The organism is Selenomonas bovis DSM 23594 (genome assembly GCF_000381005.1).
GTDB classification, from domain to species: Bacteria; Bacillota; Negativicutes; order Selenomonadales; family Selenomonadaceae; genus Selenomonas_C; species Selenomonas_C bovis.
The window spans coordinates 1-24,541 of sequence record NZ_KB908409.1; the positions used below are offsets into that span (position 1 = coordinate 1).

Annotated in this window: 25 protein-coding genes and 1 other RNA gene; 1 reads left to right on the plus strand and 25 read right to left on the minus strand. The window is 57.6% G+C overall.

The annotated features are described in order from the left end of the window. Nucleotides 1-270: 270 nt before the first annotated feature. The 16 genes from sigH to F599_RS0111060 all read right to left on the minus strand — a co-directional run bounded on the left by sigH (nt 271) and on the right by F599_RS0111060 (nt 16,469). On the minus strand, nt 271-1,029 hold the full coding sequence (gene sigH, locus F599_RS0110985) for an RNA polymerase sporulation sigma factor SigH (protein WP_033369363.1): 759 nt from the start codon (nt 1,027-1,029) through the stop codon (nt 271-273). 265 nt (nt 1,030-1,294) lie between these two features. Further along, entirely contained in the window at nt 1,295-1,825 is a 531-nt protein-coding gene (locus F599_RS0110990; protein ID WP_019543571.1) for an NYN domain-containing protein, read from the minus strand. Between the two features lie 24 nt (nt 1,826-1,849). Beyond that, on the minus strand, nt 1,850-2,785 hold the full coding sequence (gene rlmB, locus F599_RS14215) for a 23S rRNA (guanosine(2251)-2'-O)-methyltransferase RlmB (protein ID WP_019543572.1): 936 nt from the start codon (nt 2,783-2,785) through the stop codon (nt 1,850-1,852). Between the two features lies 1 nt (nt 2,786). After that, on the minus strand, nt 2,787-3,482 hold the full coding sequence (gene thyX, locus F599_RS0111000) for an FAD-dependent thymidylate synthase (protein ID WP_026327959.1): 696 nt from the start codon (nt 3,480-3,482) through the stop codon (nt 2,787-2,789). Between the two features lie 11 nt (nt 3,483-3,493). Continuing rightward, nucleotides 3,494-4,024: a Mini-ribonuclease 3 gene (locus F599_RS0111005; RefSeq protein WP_019543574.1), complete on the minus strand. Its 531-nt coding sequence runs from the start codon at nt 4,022-4,024 to the stop codon at nt 3,494-3,496. Next, entirely contained in the window at nt 4,021-5,454 is a 1,434-nt protein-coding gene (gene cysS, locus F599_RS0111010) for a cysteine--tRNA ligase (RefSeq protein ID WP_019543575.1), read from the minus strand. Before cysS ends, F599_RS0111005 begins: the two co-directional genes overlap by 4 nt. A 114-nt stretch (nt 5,455-5,568) precedes the next feature. Next, entirely contained in the window at nt 5,569-6,054 is a 486-nt protein-coding gene (ispF, locus tag F599_RS0111015; protein ID WP_019543576.1) for a 2-C-methyl-D-erythritol 2,4-cyclodiphosphate synthase, read from the minus strand. Nucleotides 6,055-6,138: 84 nt separating this feature from the next. Next, nucleotides 6,139-6,834: a 2-C-methyl-D-erythritol 4-phosphate cytidylyltransferase gene (ispD, locus tag F599_RS0111020; RefSeq protein WP_019543577.1), complete on the minus strand. Its 696-nt coding sequence runs from the start codon at nt 6,832-6,834 to the stop codon at nt 6,139-6,141. Nucleotides 6,835-6,853: 19 nt separating this feature from the next. Next, nucleotides 6,854-8,062 (minus strand): PIN/TRAM domain-containing protein, encoded by a 1,209-nt coding sequence (locus tag F599_RS0111025; RefSeq protein WP_031587569.1) that lies wholly within the window; start codon nt 8,060-8,062, stop codon nt 6,854-6,856. Between the two features lie 296 nt (nt 8,063-8,358). Beyond that, nucleotides 8,359-8,844: a CarD family transcriptional regulator gene (locus tag F599_RS0111030; protein WP_019543579.1), complete on the minus strand. Its 486-nt coding sequence runs from the start codon at nt 8,842-8,844 to the stop codon at nt 8,359-8,361. Nucleotides 8,845-8,962: 118 nt separating this feature from the next. Next, nucleotides 8,963-9,733 (minus strand): tRNA threonylcarbamoyladenosine dehydratase, encoded by a 771-nt coding sequence (locus F599_RS0111035; RefSeq protein ID WP_019543580.1) that lies wholly within the window; start codon nt 9,731-9,733, stop codon nt 8,963-8,965. Between the two features lie 60 nt (nt 9,734-9,793). Continuing rightward, entirely contained in the window at nt 9,794-10,945 is a 1,152-nt protein-coding gene (ftsZ, locus tag F599_RS0111040; RefSeq protein WP_019543581.1) for a cell division protein FtsZ, read from the minus strand. Nucleotides 10,946-11,605: 660 nt separating this feature from the next. Then, complete coding sequence (gene brnQ / locus F599_RS0111045) at nt 11,606-12,952, minus strand: branched-chain amino acid transport system II carrier protein (RefSeq protein WP_156022015.1); 1,347 nt, start codon at nt 12,950-12,952, stop codon at nt 11,606-11,608. Nucleotides 12,953-13,160: 208 nt separating this feature from the next. Beyond that, the gene (locus F599_RS0111050) at nt 13,161-14,054 is read right to left on the minus strand and encodes a DMT family transporter (protein ID WP_019543583.1); all 894 of its coding nucleotides are present in this window, start codon (nt 14,052-14,054) and stop codon (nt 13,161-13,163) included. Between the two features lie 110 nt (nt 14,055-14,164). Beyond that, nucleotides 14,165-15,580, minus strand: a complete 1,416-nt coding sequence (locus F599_RS0111055) for a GntP family permease (protein ID WP_019543584.1) — start codon at nt 15,578-15,580, stop codon at nt 14,165-14,167. A 310-nt stretch (nt 15,581-15,890) separates the two neighbouring features. Further along, on the minus strand, nt 15,891-16,469 hold the full coding sequence (locus F599_RS0111060) for a flavodoxin family protein (protein WP_019543585.1): 579 nt from the start codon (nt 16,467-16,469) through the stop codon (nt 15,891-15,893). Between the two features lie 217 nt (nt 16,470-16,686). Here F599_RS0111060 and thiT point away from each other — a divergent pair, with 217 nt between their 5' ends. Next, nucleotides 16,687-17,217 (plus strand): energy-coupled thiamine transporter ThiT, encoded by a 531-nt coding sequence (gene thiT, locus F599_RS0111065; RefSeq protein ID WP_033369364.1) that lies wholly within the window; start codon nt 16,687-16,689, stop codon nt 17,215-17,217. Between the two features lie 49 nt (nt 17,218-17,266). Here the strand turns inward: thiT and ssrA are convergent. From ssrA to F599_RS14220, 9 genes are all read right to left on the minus strand, one after another. Further along, nucleotides 17,267-17,611, minus strand: a transfer-messenger RNA (tmRNA) gene (gene ssrA / locus F599_RS15215). A 78-nt stretch (nt 17,612-17,689) separates the two neighbouring features. Next, nucleotides 17,690-18,004, minus strand: a complete 315-nt coding sequence (locus F599_RS0111070) for a hypothetical protein (RefSeq protein ID WP_019543587.1) — start codon at nt 18,002-18,004, stop codon at nt 17,690-17,692. A gap of 587 nt (nt 18,005-18,591) precedes the next feature. Continuing rightward, nucleotides 18,592-19,542, minus strand: coding sequence for a zinc ribbon domain-containing protein (locus tag F599_RS0111080; protein ID WP_071592872.1), 951 nt, complete (start codon nt 19,540-19,542; stop codon nt 18,592-18,594). Between the two features lie 16 nt (nt 19,543-19,558). Beyond that, nucleotides 19,559-21,097: a hypothetical protein gene (locus tag F599_RS0111085; protein WP_019543589.1), complete on the minus strand. Its 1,539-nt coding sequence runs from the start codon at nt 21,095-21,097 to the stop codon at nt 19,559-19,561. Continuing rightward, nucleotides 21,087-22,190 carry a PrsW family glutamic-type intramembrane protease gene (locus tag F599_RS0111090; protein WP_019543590.1) on the minus strand — a complete coding sequence of 368 codons (1,104 nt, stop codon included), beginning with the start codon at nt 22,188-22,190 and terminating at the stop codon, nt 21,087-21,089. Before F599_RS0111090 ends, F599_RS0111085 begins: the two co-directional genes overlap by 11 nt. 17 nt (nt 22,191-22,207) lie before the next feature. Then, nucleotides 22,208-22,753, minus strand: a complete 546-nt coding sequence (locus tag F599_RS0111095; RefSeq protein ID WP_019543591.1) for a zinc ribbon domain-containing protein — start codon at nt 22,751-22,753, stop codon at nt 22,208-22,210. A gap of 3 nt (nt 22,754-22,756) precedes the next feature. Further along, nucleotides 22,757-23,068 (minus strand): hypothetical protein, encoded by a 312-nt coding sequence (locus F599_RS0111100; protein WP_071592873.1) that lies wholly within the window; start codon nt 23,066-23,068, stop codon nt 22,757-22,759. Next, nucleotides 23,028-23,747 (minus strand): zinc ribbon domain-containing protein, encoded by a 720-nt coding sequence (locus F599_RS15220; protein ID WP_071592874.1) that lies wholly within the window; start codon nt 23,745-23,747, stop codon nt 23,028-23,030. The genes F599_RS0111100 and F599_RS15220 overlap by 41 nt, the downstream gene beginning before the upstream one ends. A gap of 195 nt (nt 23,748-23,942) precedes the next feature. Further along, nucleotides 23,943-24,230, minus strand: coding sequence for an ATP-binding protein (locus F599_RS14220; RefSeq protein ID WP_019543593.1), 288 nt, complete (start codon nt 24,228-24,230; stop codon nt 23,943-23,945). Nucleotides 24,231-24,541 lie beyond the last annotated feature (311 nt).

Consider the following 24,541-nt stretch of genomic DNA (forward strand, 5'->3'; position numbering starts at 1 on the left):
TAGAGGCAGAAACCATCCTGCTGGCAATGGCACATAACATTTTTAAATTGCATTGCAAAATACAGGCACAGCGATTAGGCGTGCACCTCATCCAAGTTGTGGCAGCAGCCTGAAACAGAACAGTGCAAAAAACGAGGCGATCGGTGACCGCCTGTTTCTTGTACTGTTTTTTATGCCATGATTATCGCCAGTGTCAGATGACCGTGATTGAGGTCAAAGAAAACGGGGCTATCCGCACGAAAATGCTTTCGTGAGACAGCCCCATTTTTGTTATTCGTGTAACATGTCGTCCTCGCCCGCGTCCTCCTCACGCCGCCTGCGGTTGATGGCGGATAACCCCTGGTAGACCGTCGCGAGGTCGATGCCCTCGCCGCGGTTCTCCATGTATTTCTCAAGCTTGCGCTTCACGCGCTGCAACGCGTTGTCGATGGACTTGACATGGCGGTGCAGGCCGGCCGCGATCTCCTGGTACGACTTCCCGTCAAGATAGCTCATGAGAACCTTCCATTCGAGGTCGGAGAGGATTTCCTCCATCTTCTTCTCGATGTCGACGAACTCCTCCTGACTGATGATCAGTTCCTCAGGGTCGGAGGCCTTGGCGCCTGAGAGGACGTCGAGCAGGGTACGGTCGGAGTCCTCATCGTAGATGGGCTTGTTGAGGGAGACATAGGAGTTGAGCGGGATGTGTTTCTGACGCGTCGCCGTCTTGATGGCCGTGATGATCTGACGCGTGACGCAGAGCTCGGCGAAAGCGCGGAACGAGGAGAGCTTGTCGTTGCGGAAATCCCGCACGGCCTTGTAAAAGCCGATCATACCCTCCTGGATGATGTCCTCGCGGTCAGCACCGATGAGGAAATAGGAGCGGGCCTTCGCACGCACGAAGTTCCGGTATTTATTGATGAGATAGTCCAGCGCATCGCTGTTCGTATGCTCCTTGATCTCCGTGATGAGTTCCTCATCCGTGAGTCCCGAGAACGCATTGACCTCTTCCAGGTTCATTCCCGTAGTTTCATTTGCTTCCGCTTCCATCGCATCGTCCCCTCACGGAGCCGCCGATGCCTCTGATACGCCGTCTCCGCACCGCCTGGCCCACCTCGCCGCCTGCGAAGCACCGGTAGTTCCAGTACTCCCTGCAATCTCGGCACAGTACACGGCGGAGCATTCCCCTGCCACGCCCGCGATCTGTGAAGAAGAGCCCGCGCAAAGCCGACGCACTGCATCTCGGCAGCGCTCCCTTACGCACTTTCCCTCAATATCTAACAAAAGAAATTATAACCCACAAGAGTGACTTTCGTCAATCCTCCCGCCGCTTGCGCAGGGCGTCGAGCTTCGCCGCCGTCTCGCGATCCAGCCGATCGCTCACGACGTAGCGCGCATCTGGCAGGCGGACGCTGCCGAGGTAGTCTCGGCGCAGTTCGCGCTTTACGCGCAGGACGTTCTTGCGGAACTCCAGCGAAGGGATGCGGCAGGCGCCAGCGCCGAGCACAACGCTCTCGACGGCGCCGTCGCTCGTGACGACGTAGACCGTACGGCCCCGGTGCGCCTCCTCGTAGGCGAGGCGCTCGATGCGGCTGTCCGCCGTCTCTCCAGCTCCCGTGTAGATGATGCGCGTATGACGCCCCATCTGCTCGATATGTTCCTCGTCCTCCGTGAACATGGCATCAAAGACAATGGTCATCTCGTATTTCTCAAAGGCGCCGTACTCCAACAGCATGTGCAGGAGCGCGTCGCGCGCGGCCGCGAGATCGCCGCGCAGCCGTTTGAGCTCCGGCCACGCGTTGATGACGTTGTAGCCGTCGATGAGATAATGTTCCCGCCTGGCCATGACGTGCCTCCCTTTCCTCCGCCGTTACTTCGTCGCCGTCCGCTGGCGCAGCGCCTCGTACATGAGGATGGAACCCGCCACCGAGGCATTGAGCGAGTTGATGCGGCCGACCATCGGCAGGCTCACGATGAAATCGCACTGCTCCTTCACGAGCCGCGTCATACCGTGTCCCTCGCTGCCGATGACGAGTACGAGCGCGCCCTTGAGGTCTGCCTTATCGTAGGGCGTGCCGTCCATGTCGGCCCCCGCCACCCAGAAGCCCTTCGCCTTGAGCTCCTTGAGCGTCTGCGTGACGTTGCCGATGCGCGCGACGGGCACATACTCGATGGCCCCCGCCGAGGTCTTCGCGACGGTCGCGTTGAGCGGCACGCTGCGTCGGCGCGGGATGAGGATGCCGTCGACGCCCGTCGCGTCCGCCGTGCGCAGGAGCGCGCCGAGGTTGTGCGGGTCCTCGAGCTCGTCGAGCAGCACGAGCAGCGGCGCATGACCTTTCTGCTCGGCCGCGCGCAGGATAGCGTCGAGCTCCTGATAGGCGACAGGCGCCGCCTGCGCGAGCACGCCCTGATGGCGCGCGCCCTGCGCGGCGCGCTCGATCTTTTCGCGCTCAACGAACTCCACGGGGACGCCGCGCGTCCGCGCAAGCTCCAGGATCGGCGCAATCTGTACCTCGCGGCTGCCCTCCGCGAGGAGGATCCTGTTGATGCCGCGCCCCGCCCGTAGGGCCTCGGTCACGGCATTGCGTCCGAGCAGGAGATCATCCGGCAAACTGGCAGGCGCCGCGACGGGCCCATGCCTATCGCGATCCGCGGGCTGCGCCTGCGATCCGCCGCTTGCGCGCCTGCTGCGTTTTGTCGCAAGCTCGGCGCTGTGCGCGGCAGGTTGTGCCTGCTGGCCGCCATATCCCTGCGCCTTCCTGCGCGGGCTGCGGCGCGCCGCGTCATTTCCCTTTTTCGCTCTCATCTCATGCCTCTTCCTTTTCCCTGAGCCGCAGCATCTCGGCGAAGTGCCCGCAGGTCATCTCTCCCTCGGGGCAGCGGCCCGTATTGACGCAGCTCGCACCCGCGTTGAAAAAGAGCGCCGGCGCGACCTTCTTCACCTCGGCGAGCATAAGGTTCGCCATCTCCCGGATCTCCCACTGCGCGCGCAGGCAGCAGCGGAGATTGAAGAAATGCAGCAGGCTGCGCGCGTTCATCGTCACGAGGATCTTCGTCTCGGTCGCGTTGGCGAGCACGTAGCGCGCATCCTCCTTCGGGATGCCGAGCGCCGTGAGCTCGTCGTATGCCGCACGGATGTCGGCGATGAGCTTGTCATAGCGCGCCTTCGCCTCCGGCTGCGCCGCGATGCTCGGCGGCGTGACGTAGGCGAAGCCGTGTGCCGCGACATAGCGCTGCGACTGCTGATCGTAGCTCGCGATGCGGTGGCGCACGAGCTGATGCGTGAGCACGCGGCTGACGCCCTCGACGCCGAACGTGAACGAGGCGTGCTCGAGCGTCGAGCCGTGGCCGATCTTGACCATCTTGCGCACCATCTTCCGCACGGCCGCCTCATCGAGGCGCTCCGCGAGCTCCTCCGCGCCGCTCGCGGAGTAGCAGAGCCGCGCCGCCATCGCGACGACGCGCTCCGGCTCCGGTGTGTAATCCAAAAGCTTTACCTTGATGGACACTCGTTTCATCCTTCCTGTGGTTCCTGTGCCGCCCGCTGCGGACGTTCCTGCGGCACGCCGTGGATCTCGTGCATCATCGCCTTGCTGATGACTTGGAACGCGGCCTCGGCGATCTCGTAGAGCCGCTCGTCGCGGTTCGCGAGGTAGAGGCTGCCGAGCAGCGACTCGAACCCCGTGCTCGAGTGGTACTCGGCGACGGAGGCGCTGCGCGGCGCATGGCTCTTCGCGTTGCGTCCGCGGCGATAGATGGCGCGTTCCTCCTCCGTGAGCATCGGCTCGATGCCGAGATAGGCGCGGTGCTGCCAGACCGCGGAGACGATCTGCGCGCTGAACGCGTGGAGCGCCTGCACCTTCGACTGCTCATAGGAGAGCAGGCGCGTGCGCACGAAGAGGTGGAAATACGCATCGCCGACGTAGGCGAGCACGAGCGGGCTCATCTGCCGGACATCGAGCTCTGTATAGCGCTGCTTTGCGCCGCCCGCCCCGTCCGGCTCGAACATCATCGCGACGAGGCGCTTGTAGTGCTCAAACTTCATGCGCGTTTCCACCGCACGCCGTTCGGCGTATCCTCGAGCACGACGCCCGCGTCCTTGAGGTCGTCGCGGATCTTATCTGCGAGCGCCCAGTTCTTTTCCTTGCGCGCCTCCTGGCGGATGGCGACGATGAGCGCCATGAGCTTTTCCGTCAGCCCGTCGTCGCCCGCGGCCTGCTGCTCGAAGATGCCGAGGATCGACGCCATGTAGTCCCAGACCTTCTGCACGGCGGCGAAATTCTTGACATCGAACCCCTTGCCGCCCGTCGTGACTTCCTGGTAATAGATATTGATATCCTTCGAGAGCGCGAACATCTGGCTGATGGCGAGCGCCGTATTGAAATCGTCCTCCATCGCCGCGTCGAATTCCTTCTTGAGCGCAGCCGCGCGCTTGATGAGCTCGGCTGCCGTCGCGTCGTCGGACGGATCCGCCTTGTCGACGAGCTCCTTGATGTACTCCTGCGTATTCGCGAGGCGGCCGAGGCTCGTCTGCGCCTCCTTGAGCCGGTCGTCGCTGAAATCGAGCGGGCTCCTGTAATGCGTCTGGAGGATGAAGAAGCGCACGACCTCGCCGGGATATTTCTTGAGGATGTCCTCCACCGTGAAGAAATTGTTCTTCGACTTCGACATCTTCTCATTGTGGATTGTGATGAAGCCGTTGTGCAGCCAGTACTGCGCGAAGCTGTGATCGTCGCCGATGCACGCCTGGCTCTGCGCGATCTCGTTCTCGTGATGCGGGAAGATGAGATCGCTGCCGCCGCCGTGGAAATCGAACTTCTTGCCGAGGTACTTGAGCGACATCGTCGAGCACTCGATGTGCCAGCCGGGGCATCCCTTACCCCACGGGCTGTCCCAGGACGGCTCGCCCGGCTTCGCCGCCTTCCAGAGCGCGAAGTCCATCGGATGATGCTTGCGCTCATCGACCTCGATGCGCGCGCCCGCCTGCATGTCCTCGAGTTTGCGTCCGCTGAGCTTGCCGTAGCCGTGGAACTTCTCGACGCTGTAGAATACATCGCCGTTATCGAGCGCGTAGGCGTATCCCTTGTCGATGAGCTCCTGCACCATCTCGATGATGTCGGACATCGTCTCGCTCACGCGCGGATAGCGGTCGGCACGGCGCACGTTGAGCGCGTCCATCGAATGGAAATAGACCTTGATGTTACGGTCCGCGACATCCTTCCACGTCGTCTGCTCCGCGTTCGCCGTGCGGATGATCTTGTCATCGACATCCGTGAAATTCTGGATGTAGTGTACCTGATAGCCCTTCGCCGCGAAAAAGCGCCGGATGACATCCCAGGTCACGAACGGACGCGCGTTGCCGATATGGGGCGCATTGTAGGGCGTGACGCCACAGCAGTAGATGCTGACCTCGCCCTCCTTGAGCGGGCGGAATTCCTCCTTGCGGCGCGTCATCGTATTGTAGACCTTCAGCATAAAATCTCTCCCTTTGCGGTGCGCCAGCGCGTTCGCCGAGCGCTATAAAAAAGGCTGCCGCCGAAGCAACAGCCGCCAAATCATGGAACGGACGAAACTATCCAGTTCATTCTATCATTGTTTTTCCCTGCTTTCAATCCCCGCGACGGCATAGGCGGAAATTCCCTCGCCGCTGCCGGTGAAGCCGAGCTTCTCCTCTGTCGTGGCTTTGACGTTGACCGCGTCCTCCGGCACCGCGAGGATGCGCGCGATATTTGTCACCATCTGCGGGATATAGGCCATGAGCTTCGGCCACTGCGCGACGACCGTCGCGTCGATGTTGCCGACGCGGTAGCCTTTCTCCTCGATGAGTTCCCGCACACGCGCGAGCAGCACGCCGCTGTCCGCGCCCGCATAGCGCGGATCCGTATCGGGGAAATGGCGGCCGATATCGCCGAGCGCCGCCGCGCCGAGCAGGGCATCGGCGATTGCGTGCAACAGCACATCGGCGTCGCTGTGACCGAGCAACCCCTTCTCATAGGGAACGGCGACACCGCCGAGGATGAGCCTGCGCCCCTCCACGAGGCGGTGGACATCGTAGCCCATGCCGAATCTTGTCATGAAAGCAACCTCCTATCGTATGAAAGGCAATCCCTTGTGCGCGCCCTTCCCGCCAGACGAGGCGCAGGACGCACACAAGAGCGCTCAGGCCTCCGGCGCCTGCAGCAAGGCCTCGGCCATCACGAGATCCTCCGGCGTCGTCACCTTGAGATTGCGGTAGTCGCTCATGACGACATGCACAGGGCGGCCCAGACGCTCGACGAGGCTCGCGTCGTCCGTGCCGAGGAACCCGTCCGCGGCCGCTTGCGCATAGGCCGCACAGAGGATCTCGCGCCGGAAGCCCTGCGGCGTCTGCACGGCCCAGAGCGTACTGCGCGCGGGCGTCGAGACGACGACGCCCGCCGCGTCGACGACCTTGACGGTGTTCTTCTCCGGCACGGCCGCAATCGCGCCGCCATGCGCGCGCGCCGCCTCGATAACCGCCTCGATGACCGCGGGACGGATGAGGGGCCGCGCCGCGTCGTGGACGAGCACGACCTCCGCCGCCTTTGAGCACGCCGCAAGCCCGTTTGCCACGGAGTACTGGCGCTCCGCGCCGCCCGCAACGACGCGCCATGGCGGGAGCGGCGCGCGGCGCTCCGCCGCGGCGAGCATCGCCTCGACCTCCGCCGTCTCCTGCGCGCCCGCGACGACGATGCACTCACCGACCGCAGGCACGCGCGCGAACTGCCGCAGCGTGCGCACGAGGATCGGCTCGCCGCCGAGCGTGAGCAGCACCTTGTTGCGCCCCGCCCTCATGCGGCGCCCCTGCCCCGCGGCAGGGAAAATCACAGAAACCATATCTTCCTCCTGCACTTTCTCATGCCTTCGGCTTCGCGAAAATCATGCGGCCCGCTGCCGTCTGCAGCGCCGACGTCACCTCGACGTCGATGGTCGCGCCCAGATGGCGATGACCGTTCTCGACGACGATCATCGTGCCGTCGTCGAGATAGGCGACGCCCTGCCCCGGCTCCTTGCCGTTCTTCACGACGGTCACCGTCATGCTCTCGCCCGGAATCACGACCGGCTTCACGGCGTTCGACAGCTCATTGATATTGAGCACCTCGACGCCGCGCAGTTTCGCGACCTTGTTGAGGTTGAAATCATTCGTGATGATCTTCGCGCCGACCTTCTGCCCGAGGCGCACGAGTTTGGAGTCCACCTCGCTGATGTCGTCGAAATCCTCATTCGTGATCTCGACCTTCATCTTGGAATCCGTGCGGATGCGCTGCAGGATGTCGAGTCCGCGGCGGCCGCGCGTGCGCTTGAGCGCGTCGGCGGAATCCGCGATATGCTGCAGCTCCTCGAGCACGAACACGGGAATGAGCAGCGTCCCCTCGATGAAGCCCGTATCGCAGATATCCGCGATGCGCCCGTCGATGATGACGCTCGTATCGAGCAGCTTGTAGCTCGGCTGCACGTCCGCCGTCGTCCCCGCCGCAGCCGCCGGAGCAGCCGCGACAGCCTGCTGCGTCGCCGCAGCGGCAGCCGCCGCAGCCGCCGCTGCCGCTGCCTGCTTCGCCTCGCGCGACTTGACGGCCTCGCGGATCGTCTTTGGGATGAAGTCGAAGAGCGCCGTGATTTCCTTGCGCTTGCGGATTGTGATGTAGAGCCCCAGATACCCCAGGATGATGCTGCACACCACGGGGATGTAATCGCCGACGACCGGAATCCTGGCAAATGCAGAACTGAATAAATTAGCAATGATAAGACCGGCTGCCAGACCGACCGCACCGGCGATCACATCGTGGATCGGCGTCTTCGCGAGCTGCTGCTCGACAAAGACCGCAAAGCGCTTGAGCTGACGCGTCAGATACGGAGAAACAAAAAAACCAATGAGTCCGCCGATGAACGCCCCCGCAAGAATGCAGAGGAAGCTCATCAATGTAATCTTGAGGATTCCCATTTCCATCTGGAATACCTCTGTGCTGATGTAAAGCGTCAGCACAGGGCTTGCCAGCTCGAAAAGAGCACCGCCGGCAATCATAAAAAACACGGTAATGACAAATCGAAGCACACGTTCAAGCATCAATGACCCTCACCTCCTGAAAAATACCAACTAACACGCCCGGCTCCTGAAGGACGCGACGAGACCGGCAAAGAGCCTTTGCCTCCCTCCAATGAACCATCCGGCAGCATCAGCGACCAAAAAAGAGCGCGCCGACAGGGAATGCCGCCGGTTCCTGGAACACCGCGCCGCCGCGCTGCGAAGCGCCACGGGAGCGGCAGCTCCCTTGCCGGACAACACCCCATCTGCGCGCCCCAAAAGGCTTCACGCCACATCCAGACAAGGAACACGATTCCTCTGCCTGCCCGCAGCAATTATCATGCTGATTTCCGCACCAGCTGGTCGTCAATCCACTGCTCGACCTCAGCTGGTGTCTTGTCACACGCATAGACGAGCTCGCTCACGAGCATCTGCCGCGCGAGATCCATGAGACGCCGTTCACCGCTCGAGATCTTCCGGTGGCGATCCTGCAGGCTCAGATTGCGCATCACCGCGGCCACATCGAGGATGTCCCCCTTTTTCATGCGCTCCAGGATGGCATGAAACCGCTTATTCCAGCTGCCCAGCACACGCTCCGGCTTATCCTTGAGCACCGTGCGGATATCCTCGACCTGATCCCTTGAAATGATCTCCCGCAGTCCGAGATTCTCCACATTGTCCTGCGGAATCATGACCTTCAGATTGCCCATCGGCATCTTGAGCACGAAATATTCCTTGTTCTCGCCCAAAACCTCGCACGACTCTACGCCCGAGATGACGCCCGCGCCATGCATCGGATAGAATACCCTATCTCCGACCTGCAAAAAAATGCACCTCCACTCATGTATAATACGAATCAACGCTATTCCTATTATAACACGAAATGGAAAAAAGGCAAAAAATGTTATATTAGCACGATTTATATGGTCTGTCAACCCACACTCAAGCGGATACTTCCACCTTCGCATGCACGAGATCCCGCACGACCTCACCCGCGAGGATGAGACCGACGACCGACGGCACGAAAGAAATCGATCCCGGCACAGCGCGCCGCTTCTCGCAGTTGTTCGCCGCCCCCGGCGGACAGATGCAGTTCTCGCCGCAGCCGCTCTGCCGGACGGCGAGCGGCCGCTCCTTGGAGTAGACGACCTTGAGCTTCTTTACATGATGCTCCTTGAGCTTCTTGCGCATGACGCGCGCGATGGGATCCACGCTCGTCTTGTAGATATCCGCGACCTCAAAAAGCGTCGGGTCGAGCTTGTTGCCCGCACCCATGCTGCTAATGATGGGGATATGACGCTCCCCGCACGCGAGGACGAGATGGATCTTCCCCGTGACCGTATCGATGGCATCGATAACATAATCGTAATGCTGAGAGAAAAACCGCTCCGCGCGCTCCGGCAGATAGAACTCCTCGATGCAGTCCACGACAGCGCGTGGGTTGATGGCGAGAATGCGTTCCCGCATCGCCTCTGTCTTTTTCCGTCCGACCGTCTGCGTCGTCGCGTGGATCTGCCGGTTGATGTTCGTGAGGCAGATGAGGTCATTATCGACGAGGACGATATGGCCGACGCCGGCGCGTGCCAGTCCTTCCGCCGCATAAGAACCGACACCACCTACGCCGAACACCGCGACCGTAGACGCGGCGAGCTTCTCCATGGCCGCATCGCCGAGCAGCAGCGTCGTGCGCGAAAACCTTCCTAACTTGCTCAATGGTATACCTTCCTCTTATGCTGCGCACCAAAGTCCTGCGGGACTTTCTCGTGCGCCTCCTTACTTCTTTTCACCATTCTCCGGCGCGATGCGGAATGCCGGGATCGCGAACGCCCCCGGTTTCTCCGCCTGGTCCGGCTTTTTCATGAAGGACGGCGCGTCGAGCGAGAAATGCTGCGGCTTCTGGAGCTTCGACTGCGGCACCTCGAGCTTCGGCGCCTTGATGGCCGTGCTGCCGGCAAAATCCGTCGCGATGATCGTCGCCTGCACCTGCCCCTTCATCTGCTCATCGATAACCGTCCCGAGGATGATATTGACATTGGGATCCGTCTGCTCGCAGATATAGCGCGTCGCGTTGTCGACATCGAGCAGGCTCATGGTCTCATCGCCCGTGAGGTTCAAGATGACGCCGCGCGCGCCTTTGAGCGACTTATCGAGGAGCGGACTCCGCACCGCCTGCTCAACCGCCTTCTGCGCATCCTCCGCGCAACCGATGCCGAGCAGCGCATCGCTCGCCTCGCTCTGTGTGAAAATCGTCGTGACATCAGCAAAATCCACATTGATGACGCCCGTCTTGAGGATCAGCTCTGCAATGCACCGAATGGCCTGCTCCAGCACGGAATCCGCCAGTTTGAACGCCTGTACGAGCGTGATCTTCCGATTCTCAGGGAGCTTCATGAGATTATCGTTATGGATGGCGAGCAAGGCGTCCATATACCCCTGCATCTTCAGCACGCCTGCCTCCGCAAGCCGTTTCTTGCGCGTCCCCTCGAACGCGAACGGCAGCGTCACCACGCCGATGGTGAGCACGCCGAGTTCCTTGGCGATCTGCGAGACCACCGGCACGACGCCTGTCCCAGTCCCCGCGCCCATACCGGCCGTGACAAACACAAGATCGGCCCCAGAGAGTGCTTCTTTGATCCGTGCCTCATCCGCCTTTGCCGCCTGTTCACCCACATCGAGATTGCCGCCCGTACCGCGTCCGTGCGTAATCGCCGCACCGATCTGCAGGCATGTAATGCCCATATCATCAAGCGTCGCGAGTTGCTTGGCATCCGTATTGATCGCGATGAGCTCGATATCCTCGATGTTCTGCGCATGAATGAAGTCACTTTTCGCCATGCGCAGCAGGACACTGTTGCCGCCGCCGCCGATACCGACCACCTTTATCTTCACACGCGCCCGCTTAAGCGCCGTATCATCTGCCATCATCAGAATCAGACCCCTCTCAGTCTATTGCTGTATCTTATCTTTTATTCTACACGAAAAAAAAGAATCCTGCTACCTCAGGCGAAAAAATACCAATCCTTCAAGGAACCGCTGATTAAATGAGGTGCTCTGGATTTACGTGGATGCACTGTACTCTTCGGAGACAAACCGCAGGCGTAGCCAAAGCTACACTGAGGATGGCAGGGCGACAAAAGGACAACGCAGACGCGTGAAGACGGAGTGCTGAATTAATCAGTGCTTCCTTAACGCGTTTCCTAAAAAAGCAAAAAGTGACAAGCAGCAAATCGCTGCCCGTCACTTCCCTAACGAACCAGAACGCCATCCAACCTGCTCAGCTAAACAGTACCACTGTCAGACAAGCCAAAAGAATCTTTACCGCGTCGAACTTCACGCTGTTTCACTCCCCGCCTGATTTTTGTTTTTCATTATACAGCCGAGGAAAACATCTGTCAACGTGACCTTTCAGCGATCCGGTAAGGAACCGCTGATTGAATGAGGTGCTCCGGATTTACGTGGATGCGCTGTATCTCCCTAGGAGACAAACCGGAGGCGTAGCGGCAAAACGCTCCATCGCGTTTTGTGCTGAGGATTGTCAAGGGCAGTAGGACAGTGCAGACGCGTAAAGACGGGGTGCCGAATTAATCAGTGGTTCCGTAAGGAAACATCTGCCTGCGTCAGCGGCCCATCCGCTGGAACAAAAAAACCGATAACAGCGCCGAGCAGCGCAGGCACGAGCCAGCCCATCCCCATCGAAAAGAACGGCACATACGCCACGAGGAACGCGTGCACAGCCGGAATGACGAACCCCGCTGTCTCCAGGCCAGCGATGACGGCAAAGACGAGCGTCGCGTCAACTGCATAGCGATAGATATTGCCGCGCCTGCCGATCCACGGATCGAAGAGCGACAAGACAACGAACACGATGACGACAGGATAGATGCTGACCAGGAACGGCAGCGACAGCGCAATGATCTGCGTGAGACCGACATTGGAGACGACGAAGCTGAAGAACGTGCTGTAAAGGACAAGGCGTTCGTAGGAAACGCGGTTTTTCAGCACCTTATTGAAATACCACGACGAACCCGTAATCATGCCGCACGAAGTCGTAAGGCACGCGAGCGCGATGATGACGGCCACGAGCAGATTTCCCGCTGCGCCGAAGAAAATTTCCACCGCCTGCGCGAGCAGCTGCCCGCCGTTCTCCGAGTGCCCCAGCACGCCGACGCTCGTCGCTCCGAGATAGGCGAGCGCGCCGTAGACGATGGCCATGAGCGCGACCGCGATGAGCCCGGAGATGATGCAGACACGGCTGACTGCCGCATCATCCTTCGCCCCCTTCATGCGGATGCTCTGTGCCACGATCGTACCGATGGAGAGCGATGCCAGAAGATCCATCGTCTGGTACCCATCCTGGAACCCCTGCGCAAACGGTGTCTCGATATAGCTTCCAGTCGCGTCAAGAACCTCGCCGAGCGGCGTCCAAAACGACTTGATGAAAAGAATCGCCAGAAAGAGCAATAACGCCGGCGTCAGGAGCTTGCCCACGCGGTCCATGAGCTTGCTGGGATTCATCGCAAGATACCCCGTGAACAGGAAGAACACCGCCGTATACACGAACTGCCCCACAGCGAGGCCCTCTTCCGTCAAAAAGGGGCGGATGCCGATCTCGAACGAGACGGCCCCCGTGCGCGGCACGGCGAACACCGGCCCGATGGCGAGGTAGAGAATCAGCAGCAGGGCCGAGGCCAGCCACGGATACGTCCTGCGGTTCATGAACTCCACGTATCTGCCGCCCTGCATCGCAATCGCCGTGATGCCCATGAGCGGAAGCCCGACACCCGTCACGATGAATCCGACCATCGCGATGATCGCATGATCTCCCGCCGCCTGTCCGAGTGCCGGCGGAAAAATCAGGTTTCCTGCACCGAAGAAGATGGAAAACATCATGAGCCCCACCGCAAGGATCTCACCTTTATTCATTTGTCCCATAAAAAACAAATCCCTCCTACCTATCTGTATACAATATACGCATCTCTGGGACAGTCGTCCACACCCCATCCGTCCTGGACATGGACATCCGTTCATCCCTCATTACATAAGCTGAGAGTATAATAGCACGACATAACGGAAAACACAATACGCAGGATGTGGCAGGCAGCCCCCCTGCTGCCACGCCATCCTGCGCTTCTCTTTCCACTTATGCTATACCCCTGCGCCGTTGCCGCCGAAACAAGCCTGCCTGCGTCACGATCATGCCGAAGAACATGAGCACGCAACCCATGATCTCCACGCGCGTGAGCACCTCGCCGAGCAGCAACCAGCCCGCCAGCGCACCAAAAACCGACTCAAAGCTCATGATGATGGCTGCCGGCCCCGGCTCTGCGTACTGCTGGCCGAGAATCTGCAACGTGAACGCCACGCCTGCCGACATCACGCCGCCGTAGAAAATCGGCAGCCAACTATGGAGGAGCGCCTGTGCTGTCACCGTCTCGAAAAGCGCCGCGAGCACAATGCTCCCGACCGTGCAGACGAAAATCTGCGCGACGGAAAGCTCGATGGCGTCCACGCGCGCCGCGAAGCGATCCACGAAGAGGATATGCGCCGTCCAGAAAAACGAGCTGATGAAGATGATGACATCGCCGTGCGCGACGGAAAATGATCCATGCAAGGAAAGGAGATAGAGCCCCACGACGGCGAGCCCCGCGCCTGCCCAGTTCTCCCGGCGGATCCTCCGCCCGAGGAATACGGCGCCGAGCGGCACAAGTACGATGTAGAGCGCCGTGATGAACGCCGTCTTGCCCGCCGTCGTCTCCGTCATGCCCACCTGCTGGAGCGTCGTGGCGATGAACATGATTCCCCCTGCGGCAAGCCCCGCCTTCCAGCCGGATGCATACGTGCCGATGGCACGCGCGCGTGCGCGCTGCCCGCGGAAGCCATACCAGATGGCTAGCACCGAGAAAAAGCCGACGAGATAGCGAGCAGCCGCATAGCCGAACGGGCCGAGCTCCTCCATGCCTGTGACCTGGAAAGCGAACGTCGTCCCCCAGATGAAGGCAGCGCCGAGAAGATATAAATCACCGCGTAACTGCAAGAGGATCCCCCTTTCTGACAGCGCTGATTTGCAGCACCGCCCTACAAAAAAAGAGCATCATCTGTCATCCCAAGCGGCAGACAGACGATGCCCTTCTATAAAATGCCAACTCATGCGATATGCGTCACGAGATAGAACACGATACAGAGATACGGCACAAAGAACTTCAGCAACATGCAGACCGCGATGTCGTAATACGAGTCATTGTGCGTGAGGCCGCAGATTGCGAGCAGCGTGACGAGCGCGCCGCAGTGCGGCACGGGATCGATACCGACGGACGCTACCGCGACGATGCGGTGCAGGACCTCGAGCGGGATGCCCTGCGCGAGCGCCATCTGCATCCACTGATCGCCGAGCGCCGAGAGCGCGATCGTGAGGCCGCCCGATGCCGACCCTGTGATGCCGCACATGATATTCGTCGTCACGACCGCCGAAACGAGCGGACCGAACGACTGCGCGAGACCGACGAGCATATCCGTCACCGGCGCGAAGCCCGGCAGCGTCGTGAGCACGCAGCCGAACGCGTAGCCCGACGCCACGTTGAGCGCGGCCGCCGCCGAGGAAAGTGCGCCATAATTGATCGGCGCGAGGAAGCCGTCCATGACCTGGAACCGCTTGCGGCCGATGAACGCGGCGGCAACGGAGCTCAGGATGAGCGCCACGCTGATGGACCAGATCGCGGAGATCTTGCCGACCTTCGCCGCGAGCAGCGAGAGATGCAGCGGCTCGAACACCGCGAGGCTCTCAGGATCCCAATGATAGCCCCACGACCAGTGGAACGGATTCGAGAGGATCACGTTGATGACGATGACCATCGCGAGCGGTACGAGCGCCCAATACCAGGGAATCTTGATCTTCGGCTCGCGGTGACGACGTCCCTCCGTATGCGCGCCGTATCCTTCGCCCGCCGCCTTGAGCTTCCTCGCGCGGTGGCTGATCCAACCCCAGCCGATGAGCAGGAAGAGCAGCGAGGCGAAGAGACCGATGCCCGGCGCCGCCCAGGTCGACGTCTGGAAATACGAGGACGGGATGATGTTCTGGATCTGCGGCGTACCCGGCAGCGAGACCATCGCGAAGGAAAAGATGCCCATCCAGAGCGCCGCCGGCAGCAGACGCTTCGGAATATCCGCCTGACGGAACACATACGCGCCGAACGGATACATGACGAAAGCGACGACGAAAACCGAAAGACCGCCGTACGTCAGCACAGCGCAGCCGAAGAGCACCGCAAGCACTGCGCGCTTCTCGCCGAGCACCTCGACGATCTTGCCCGCGACCGACGCCGCGAGTCCGCCCTTTTCCATGAGGCGCGCGAAGACAGCGCCGAACAAGAACACCGGATAATACGTCTTCACATACTCCGCCATACGCGTCATGTAGAGCTCCGTATACGTCGGCAGGATGCCGAACGAGCTCGCGAGCGCTGCAATGCCAGCGAACATCGGTGCGATCAAGATGATCGACCAGCCGCGATACGCGAAATACATGAGCCCAAGCAGGGCAACTGCGATACAAAAAGCCTCCATAAACCTCAAGTCTCTCCTCTCAACGATAAAACACGACAAAACACGAAATTTCGTTTCTCAATTCCGCAAAAAAAGGAGCGCCGGTTTTCTTCCTCCGGCTGCCCCCTCTGACCGTATCTTCATACGGAATCCTATTGTCTCACTCGCGGAGATCTAGAAGCACCGATTGCCCAGTGCCCCTTGCATGTTTTGTTATGCCTGTAAGTTATCGCAAAACTCACAATGAAAATTTTATCATTGATTTTCTCTATTGTCAATGAAGCCTGCCTATCATTGTCATGAAAAGTCATTCAATTCCAGTCACGCGCTCTCAGCCCTCTGCGCGTTTCTGCAACGCGACGAGCTTCGCTGCCTTTGCCGCCAGATACTTCTCCTTATAAGCAATCTTGCGCCGCATATCGTTTATGAATTCCTTGGCCGCCGCCTCGTCGGCGGCATCGGGATGCGTCGACGCGAGCCGCCAGCGCTCCCGGCTCTTCTCGCCGCCGTGCGGATCGTCCGGCCCGGCGTTCTTCCGCTTCGCGAGCAGCGCCGGCTGGATCTTGCCGCGGCAGCCGAACGTGCCGAGGATCTCGCAGTCCGCGCCGAGCTGATAGCCCGCGCGCGCGAACGACGTCACGGCATGCTCGCTCGTGGGATCCGTGCCGTGCGTCTGGAAAAAGCAGACGCGCGTGCCGTGCACCTTTGGCAGGTACTTGAGCATCAGCGGATCCGGCGCGCCGAGGCGCAGCCAATAGCCGAGCAGCACCACATCATAGTCCGACACATCCTCCGGCGCCTCCTGCACGCGGAACACATCGCAGTCCTTCCCTACAGCCTCCGCCATCGCCTCAGCAATCTTCTTCGTATTCCCCGTCACGGAAGAATAAATAACCGCCCATTTCCCCATCGAAACATCCTCCTCATCGAAACCTTCCAAGCGCGCGTTACCTTGCGCCATTTGCGGCAGACACACTCATTTTCCTTATCGTAACAGGCCGCCCGCGCGCCTGTCCGTAACAAACGTTACAACAGCTGTGAAAAGCGCCGCACCTTCCGCTTGTCAAAACAGCCCCCTGTCGCTAGAATGAAGGAAGTATCATATCCGCAATGAAAGGTGACATATCATGCAAGAATCAACAATGCCCCGTTCCCGCACGCGCCGACTCGTCTTCGCCGCGCTCATGATCGCCTGCACGCTCGTGCTCGAGCAGCTGCGCATCTTCCACATGCCGCAGGGCGGCAGCGTGACGCTCGGCGGCATGGTGCCGCTGCTCCTGCTCGCCTACCGCGAAGGCCCCGCCGTCGGTATGCTTGGCGGCGGCATCTACGGCCTGCTCAACCTGCTGCAGGATCCCTTCGTCGTGCATCCCGTGCAGGTGCTCTTCGACTACCCCCTGCCCTACATGTGCATGGGTCTCGCAGCCGCCCTGCCCCGCCACCGCGTCCTTTCGACCGCGCTCGCTTTCGCCGCCCGCTTCCTCTGCCACGTTTTCTCCGGCGTCGTCTTCTTTGCCTCTTACGCTCCGGCGGGCATGGATCCCCTCCGGTACTCCCTCGTCTTCAACGCGACCTACCTGTTGCCGGATTTCCTCATCTGCTGCCTCATCCTCAAGCTCCTCCCCGCAAAGCGCATCTTCGCTGCCCTGCGCTCCTGAGACAAATAAAAAAGCCACGGCAAAAGCCGTGACTTCGGAAAGGACTAACTGGTGGAGATGAGGAGAATCGAACTCCTGTCCAAAATACATCCACATCACACAGCATTATCGCAATAGCCTGAGCATGCAGGCATCATAGGAGCGCACCTCTGGGATTCAGAGATTTCCACCACCGGCTTTTACAAAGCCGGAAACTGCCGTTTTTATTTGAAACCTTCGAGTTGGCGAACGGCTCGTACTTTCAAAGGGGCTGGGTCATCGATCCGAGGATCGATCAAGCAGCGTATGCGTATTCAGCTTCGTCAGTTGAATTTAGCTGTTGGCTTTTACGTTTGACAACAATCAACGTGCGAACTGCGTGGCTTCTGTACCCTGTCGAAACCATTACATCCCCGATGAGTGAAGATATTCTATCACACTCAAACGGAATTTGCAAATATTTTTTCTGTTTACCGCGCCGCTCCGTCAGGCGTCATTTCGCGACCTTGACATCATAACCGTAGATGGTCTTCCAGTCGTCGCGCATCGAGACGGGCACCCAGCCGTTCTTCTCGCAGTCGGCGCGCATCTTGTCCGCCTTGGCCGTGCTGCCGAGGTCGTCCTCGAGATCGTCGCAGAGCAGGGAGAACGCCATCGCCTTGTACTTGTTCTTCGCAATGGTGTAGTTGAACATCGAGGCATCGCCCGACGAGTTGCCGAACGCGAGCACCGGCTGGCGGCCGATCTCACGCGCGATGTTCGAGACCTTGTTCATCTTGACGTCCTTGAGCACGAACTGGCCGCGCACGGAGGCGTCGCATGGACGGAACTGGACTTACGGAATACCCGGCAAGCGCTTGTCCCAAGCTCTCCGGGAGTGGAAAGTAGAGCGGCTTTCGCAAGAGTACTACCGGATGGTTAACACGGACTCGGAGGATTTGAAAACAATCTTGCGAGCATACGGCGTATCTCTGCCGCAAGACCTGTTGACAGCCGGGCAACTGAGAACCCTTACCACAAACTTCAAGCTTTCCTAAGATAGGTATATATTATTCTGCAAAAAGAGACCCTAAGGCCTTATAGCACATAGGGTCTCGCAATTTCTAAGTGGCAAACTTGGGGTATAGCACATATCCCTGCAAGAAAACAGCACTGCCGACGGCAAAAAGCTACCAGCAGTGCTGTTTTTCTTTGCTTACTTGCAGATTTTATCAAAGATATACTGCAATGCCTCTTTCGTCCACGTAGATGGCAGACATCAATACTGGAGGCAGATGTTGAGGATCTCTTGCGAACCACCACTGGTCACACGGCATGTGTGCCATCCATCGAGCTCGTACTGTAGCGCCATTCGCCGCCTCAACACTGCACGGCTACAAGGCATATCCATTTCATTTAATTATTGATTCCCACGCCGCGCTCCTGCGCATCTTTATGAAGGGCTGCCATCTCCGTTAGGATCAGGTTGGCGAGATCGACGTTCTTCGGTTCATACAGGACGCCTTGGTACACAGGCGGATTGGCTCCCTGCCCGCTGGTCAGCATGCCCGGCACTACGTTCTTCTGCCCGTCAATCTTGAAGGCAGCTAAAATTCCCATCTTGTGATTGCTGCCGGACCAGGTGCCATAGACCGCGTCATTGTCCCGCTTATCGTTGACGATGGTGAGGGGGAGCAGGACCTTGCCTGCATGGTCCTTGGCCTGCTCTGCGAAATTGTAGACCGCCGATGTCAAATCCAGCACGGCCGCCCGGTGGTTCTTGTTGTCGACTACCACCAGGCGCTTCTGTCCGTTCGCCGTTTTTGTGATGGAAAGGCTGCCGTCATTCGTATGTCCTGCCGATGTAGCCAGGACTTCATCGCCGATATTATATCCCTCCAGTACACCTTTCACCTTTGTCAAGGCCGAGTTGTCCTGCTTTGTTTCTTCCTTCTTTTCCGCAGGCTCGCTACTTTCCTTGCTCTCCGTTGCTGGCTTCTCTGCCTCTATCCTGACACTGTCTGTTGACTCATCGGCATTCTGTTTATAGAACTGATACCCCAGGAAACCGCCTCCGCCAAGTAGTACAACAAGAAGAAGAATCATGATGACTTTCCCCAGGCTGCTGTCCTGCTTCGACGCAGGAGCAGATTTGCGGCTTTCCGCTCTCCCCTCTGGTGCCTGCCGCATCGGGCTTCCAGCAGATGCTGGTTCCGCCTTTTGCCCACGATTTCCAGCAGAGGGTGGATTCACTGCCTGCTGCACCGTAGGATTTGGACTTTCTTCGGACTGCGCTTTACCGCATTTTGGACAGAAACGTGCTCCTTCATTCAATGGAGTACCGCAGAATTTACAGAATTTCGCCATGATCTCCGCTCCCTTCTCATAACGGCAGATAGATTTCTCGTTTCGCGATATCCATCTTCAGGCTATCGGCATGCGTCATGATAACATTGGCAAGACCGATATTGCGTTCATCCCGGATTTTTCCGTGATAATGCGACGGATGAAGTCCCTTGCCTGAATAAATCGCCTTATTCACCACGACATTGCCATCTTCGTCAACACTGAAACTGCAGTAAAACGGCAGACTGTGGCTACCATCTTTTTCCCACTGTCCGAGATTCTTGTCCGCACTCTTGGGATTGTCTGAAGGAATGTTGACGATAAAAACAACCGGTGAATAATATTTTGTCTTGTCCTTACTATTTTTTAGTATCCGATACTTCTCTTTCATCGTAAGGATTGGATCGTTCATAGCTGAACCGGTATCTATCGTGGCAATCACATCCTGCTTCGCATCATAGGCCACGAAGCAGTACGTCCCCTTCTCCTTCTTCACCAATGCCAGGAAGCCTGCCTCATCATACTGCGATCCCGCTACCAGTTCACCAGGCTGACTCTTCTCCTTCAGAACCGAGGCAATCTTGTCAAGCGGATTTTTCTGTGCGGCATTGATTGCCGCTATGCGGTCGGCAAGCTTCGTGCCGTCTGATGCCAGTGCCTCAGATGACACGATACGGTCGCGGTTCGTGAGGACCGGCGGATGATTGATAGAATATTTAACTGCGCCTCCGCCTGCCACCGCAATAAACAGCATCAGGCCAGCAATCGGATACGTATATCTTCCGAGAGGCGACGCTTGTCTCTTCTTTACTCCGAGTACGAATACAGCCAGTGCACACAGCAGAAACAATGTCTCCATGCCGATTAGCGTATACAGCACGGGACGATGATAGATGATGAAATTCACCTTGATTGGCTCATTGTGGAATTCATCCCGTGACATCCGCTTCTTCAGGTCCCAGGTCAACAGTTTTCCGTCAGCCTTTATTTCATCCGCATTGGACTTCAGCGCACCATCTGGCAACTCCATCGTAAAGCTTCCGTTAAACACTTCATTGATTGCCTGTAAATCATGTTTCAATACGGTATCCTTATAACTCCATGTTGTCAGATTTCTTATTTCACGGTCATAGGTATACCAGTCCTGCAAATCTTTTTCGGGGAGAATCGGCGCATTAATCGAGTATGTATCATACAGCCCCCCTTTCCGATAGCGAACACCTGGAAAATGCTCATCAGCGTTCCAAAAGCAGTCTTTCGGTCTATCTTCTACAAATTGTGACAAAGATTGGTAACCTTTGTCTGCCTTGAAGCCGTGATCCAGTTTCTCTACCTGAAACCCCCTTTTTTCCCCATCCTCTCTCAGTTCTTTTAATAGTTCCTGTGCTTTCTTCGGTATCTCTGTTTCAGCAGGAAGACGGAAAACCTTATCATCAACTTGCACCTTAGCCTGAGAAACAAGACTGCCATCACTATGAAAGGATACACTCTCCTCTATCGTCCCGCAGCCAGACAGTAACAGGCAGCTGGCCAGCGCTACCGCTTCTAGGAATATTCTTACCACATCATGCCGCATTGCTGTCGCCTCCCAATTCCGAAACCTGCCTCAGACCTGCATGAATCAAGACAAGCAGGAACACCCAGACAATGACACTCAGAGCAATCTGGACCACCGGCATAGAGAAGTCTCCAACCGCCGGCATATCCCATACGCCGTGCAGGACGATTGCAATACCAAGGAACTTCAGGAACCCGACATCGGTCAAATGGGCTCCTGCCAGCGGGGCATCCTTCTTCACCATGGCCAGTGCCGCGCCGATCATCGCGCCCCAAGCCGTATGCGTCCCCAGTGCCATGATTCCGCGCAGATAGATTACATCTTCATTCTGCGACATCATGATATAGCCTGCCGTCTCGAACACGGCAAAGCCTGCACCGACCGCCGCGCCAATCAGCAGGCCGTTCAGCATGTATTTCTTTGTCGGCTCCCGCAGGAAATAAGCGATAATCGCCGCCTTGCCGATTTCCTCCGCAATACCTACCAGGAAAGCCGAGCTGTTCGTCAGCTCCTGAATGTTCAGGACATTGGAGAAAATCAGCGACATCAGTATGGACAACACGCCGCCGATAAAGAATACTCTCGTCACTTCAAAGATACTGATATTCCGCGGTGCATTGACCTCGAAGAAGAAGACTAGCAGCGAAAATGGCACCGCAAGAGCACCTATGAAGACAATGCCCGGTAGCACAAGCACGTTGTGCATCTGCCTTGCGATGAAATACAGCAGGAGGAAGGTCACTGCCAGCACGGCGAATACGCGGGAATAAAGCCATGGATGCGGCCATTTCGAGGAAATCTCGCTTCCCGGAGGCGTTGTCTGCTGCGTACCGGCAATAAAGATTTTTTCCGCCTCAGCCTCTGTATGAGAATGGAAAACATTCTCCACCAAGTCATGCATATGCAGTTCAACATGTTCCGTTCCACCGGTCAGGTGATTGACATTATCCACGATTGCAGCAAACTTTTTCTTCGCAGTCTCGCTGATTGCCTCCGGCTGCGCTGCCTGCTGCACTTTCTCACCCTGGAAATCATATCCGCAATTTGGGCAGAACCGTGCGGCCTGTTCGTGCGGTGTTCCACATGAAGGACAAAACTTTGTTTCTTCCATCGTTATTCCCTCCTGCATCAGTAATAAATAGGTTCATCTCCATCGACAATCTGATTGACAACGAAGCCGATTTCATTGGAAACATCTTGTCCGTCAATGCTCATCTTCGTCAGTTCCCAGGACTTCGCTTTCGGATATACCACAAAAGTTGCTTTGACAGCGATAGTATTTTTATTGGTTTTCGTATTACGTCCTTTCCCCTGAAAATATACATAATGAGTACCATTGATTGTCTTGGAGGTCCATCGAGTATTTGAGAAATAACTATCAAAGGCTTCCCCGACGCTTCTGCTCTGGTTGACCTGGAAATGTCCTTCCTTTACAATCGCTTCATCGCCTGTGCTACCGAAAACAGCAAAGGAACCGATAATCAGGACGATTACAAGGGCAATGATGCCTTTTTTCCTTGTTACATCCGAGATTTTGCTCCCCTGCGTCACGGACCCCTGCGTCGTTTGTGTCTGGACAGCCTGCGGGATTGCCGTGCCGCAGGCATCGCAGAACTTCGCCCCTGCAGGAAGCTGTTTGCCGCAATGTGGACAGAACACCATTTTCTGCTGCATATTTCATTCCTCCTCATCATCTGAAAATAACGAATCGAACCATCCGCTGCTGTCTTCTTCCCCTGCGCCTTCTGAGGACTCCTCGACGGCTTCTACCTCGTTCGTGTCCGTCTCAACCTCAGCAGTTTCTACCTCGGCGTTTTCCGCAACGGTTTCTTCTGTGGCTATTTCCTCTGCCTCATCTTCTTTCCCGTTTTCTTCTGACTCAGATTCCGAAGCTTTTCCCTGCTGTGCCAGTGCCTCTCGCGCACCGACCTCTTTCCAATGCTCCCGCTCATTCTGCTTGACATAGTGTTTTGCGAACTGTTGCGACATGTTCAGTGCTTGATGTGCGACACCAGCCATACCACTCGGAGCGGCTGACTGATTTTGTTCCTCCTCCGTGGCGAAGCCAGCCTTTGCCGCTGCCATCCCGGATGGGATAGCAGCGGCTCGTGCAGTCATACTCCCCCCTTTCCACTGGAATCGGAGGATTGCCCGTCACGCTCTGCTTCAGTTTTTCCAGTTCATCGATCAGTTCAGCAATCAGCAACAGCTTGGCGATACGGTCCGCATCTGCGCCGCAGGCCAATGCCATCTGCAGCAGTTTCCTTGCTTTCCCGATCTGCGGTGCAGGACGTGTTATTTCCAGGAGCTGCTGAGCCGCTGCCAGCAGCCGTTCATTCGGATCTTGTGAGCTTTTCTGTGTCGGAGTCCCAGTTTTCTCCGAAATCTTTACTGTCCGTTCCTGCTCGATTCTTGCTGTTGCCGGCTTCGTTTTCACCAGTGTTGATGGTCTATGTACAGATTCCGGCGTTTTCTCTGCCGTTTTCATTTCTGCCGCAACCGGCTGCGGCTTAGCATCCGCCATGGAAGGTCCAGGTGCAGGCTTCAAACCACCATCGGATTCTGCCTGCAACACTAATGATAGTTTTTCCTGTCTCTTCCCGCAGTTCGTGCAGAAAATCGCATCATCTGCCAGTTTCGTGCCGCAACTCGTACAAAACTTTGCCATACTCTGCCTCCTTTTTTTGCGTCGGAGATCATAATCTCGTCCAGTTCCTCTCTCATCTATCTCCACTTCAAAATCCGCATAACAACAACTTATTTTTAATATTTTATTCTCCCCCCCCGAGGACAATTCCTGCTAGATTTCTTTTTTTGCTAGATTTCTTTTTTTGTGAATGTCTATGAAAAGTGAGCCACCTGCTCATGAAGAATGAGCCAGCCTTGTCGCCTCGGCCTGTCTTTTCCGGCCGCCCGCCAACTGGTAGGAGCGGCCGTTCATATCCAGCACCGTCGAGCGGTAGGTGAACCGGGCCACGAGCACAGCGACTGACGTGCTGTTCCAGAGTATCTCTGTCCACCGAGAAAATGGCAGGTTCATCGTTATTATCGTGCTGGGCCGTTCCGAGCGTTCAGCAATCACCTTGAAGATTAGTTCGGCTTCGTCTTGAAATAACCTCGTATAGCTGAGCTCGTCTATTTGATTTTGCATATCTATATTTTACGTATGGGGCTGTCTCACGAAAGCATTTTCGTGCGGATAGCCCCGTTTTCTTTGACCTCAATCACGGTCATCTGACACTGGCGATAATCATGGCATAAAAAACAGTACAAGAAACAGGCGGTCACCGATCGCCTCGTTTTTTGCACTGTTCTGTTTCAGGCTGCTGCCGTAATTTGGATGAGGTGCACGCCTAATCGCTGTGCCTGTATTTTGCAATGCAATTTAAAAATGTTATGTGCCATTGCCAGCAGGATGGTTTCTGCCTCTACGTTGACATGCCCTTTTGTCAGGAAGCGGCG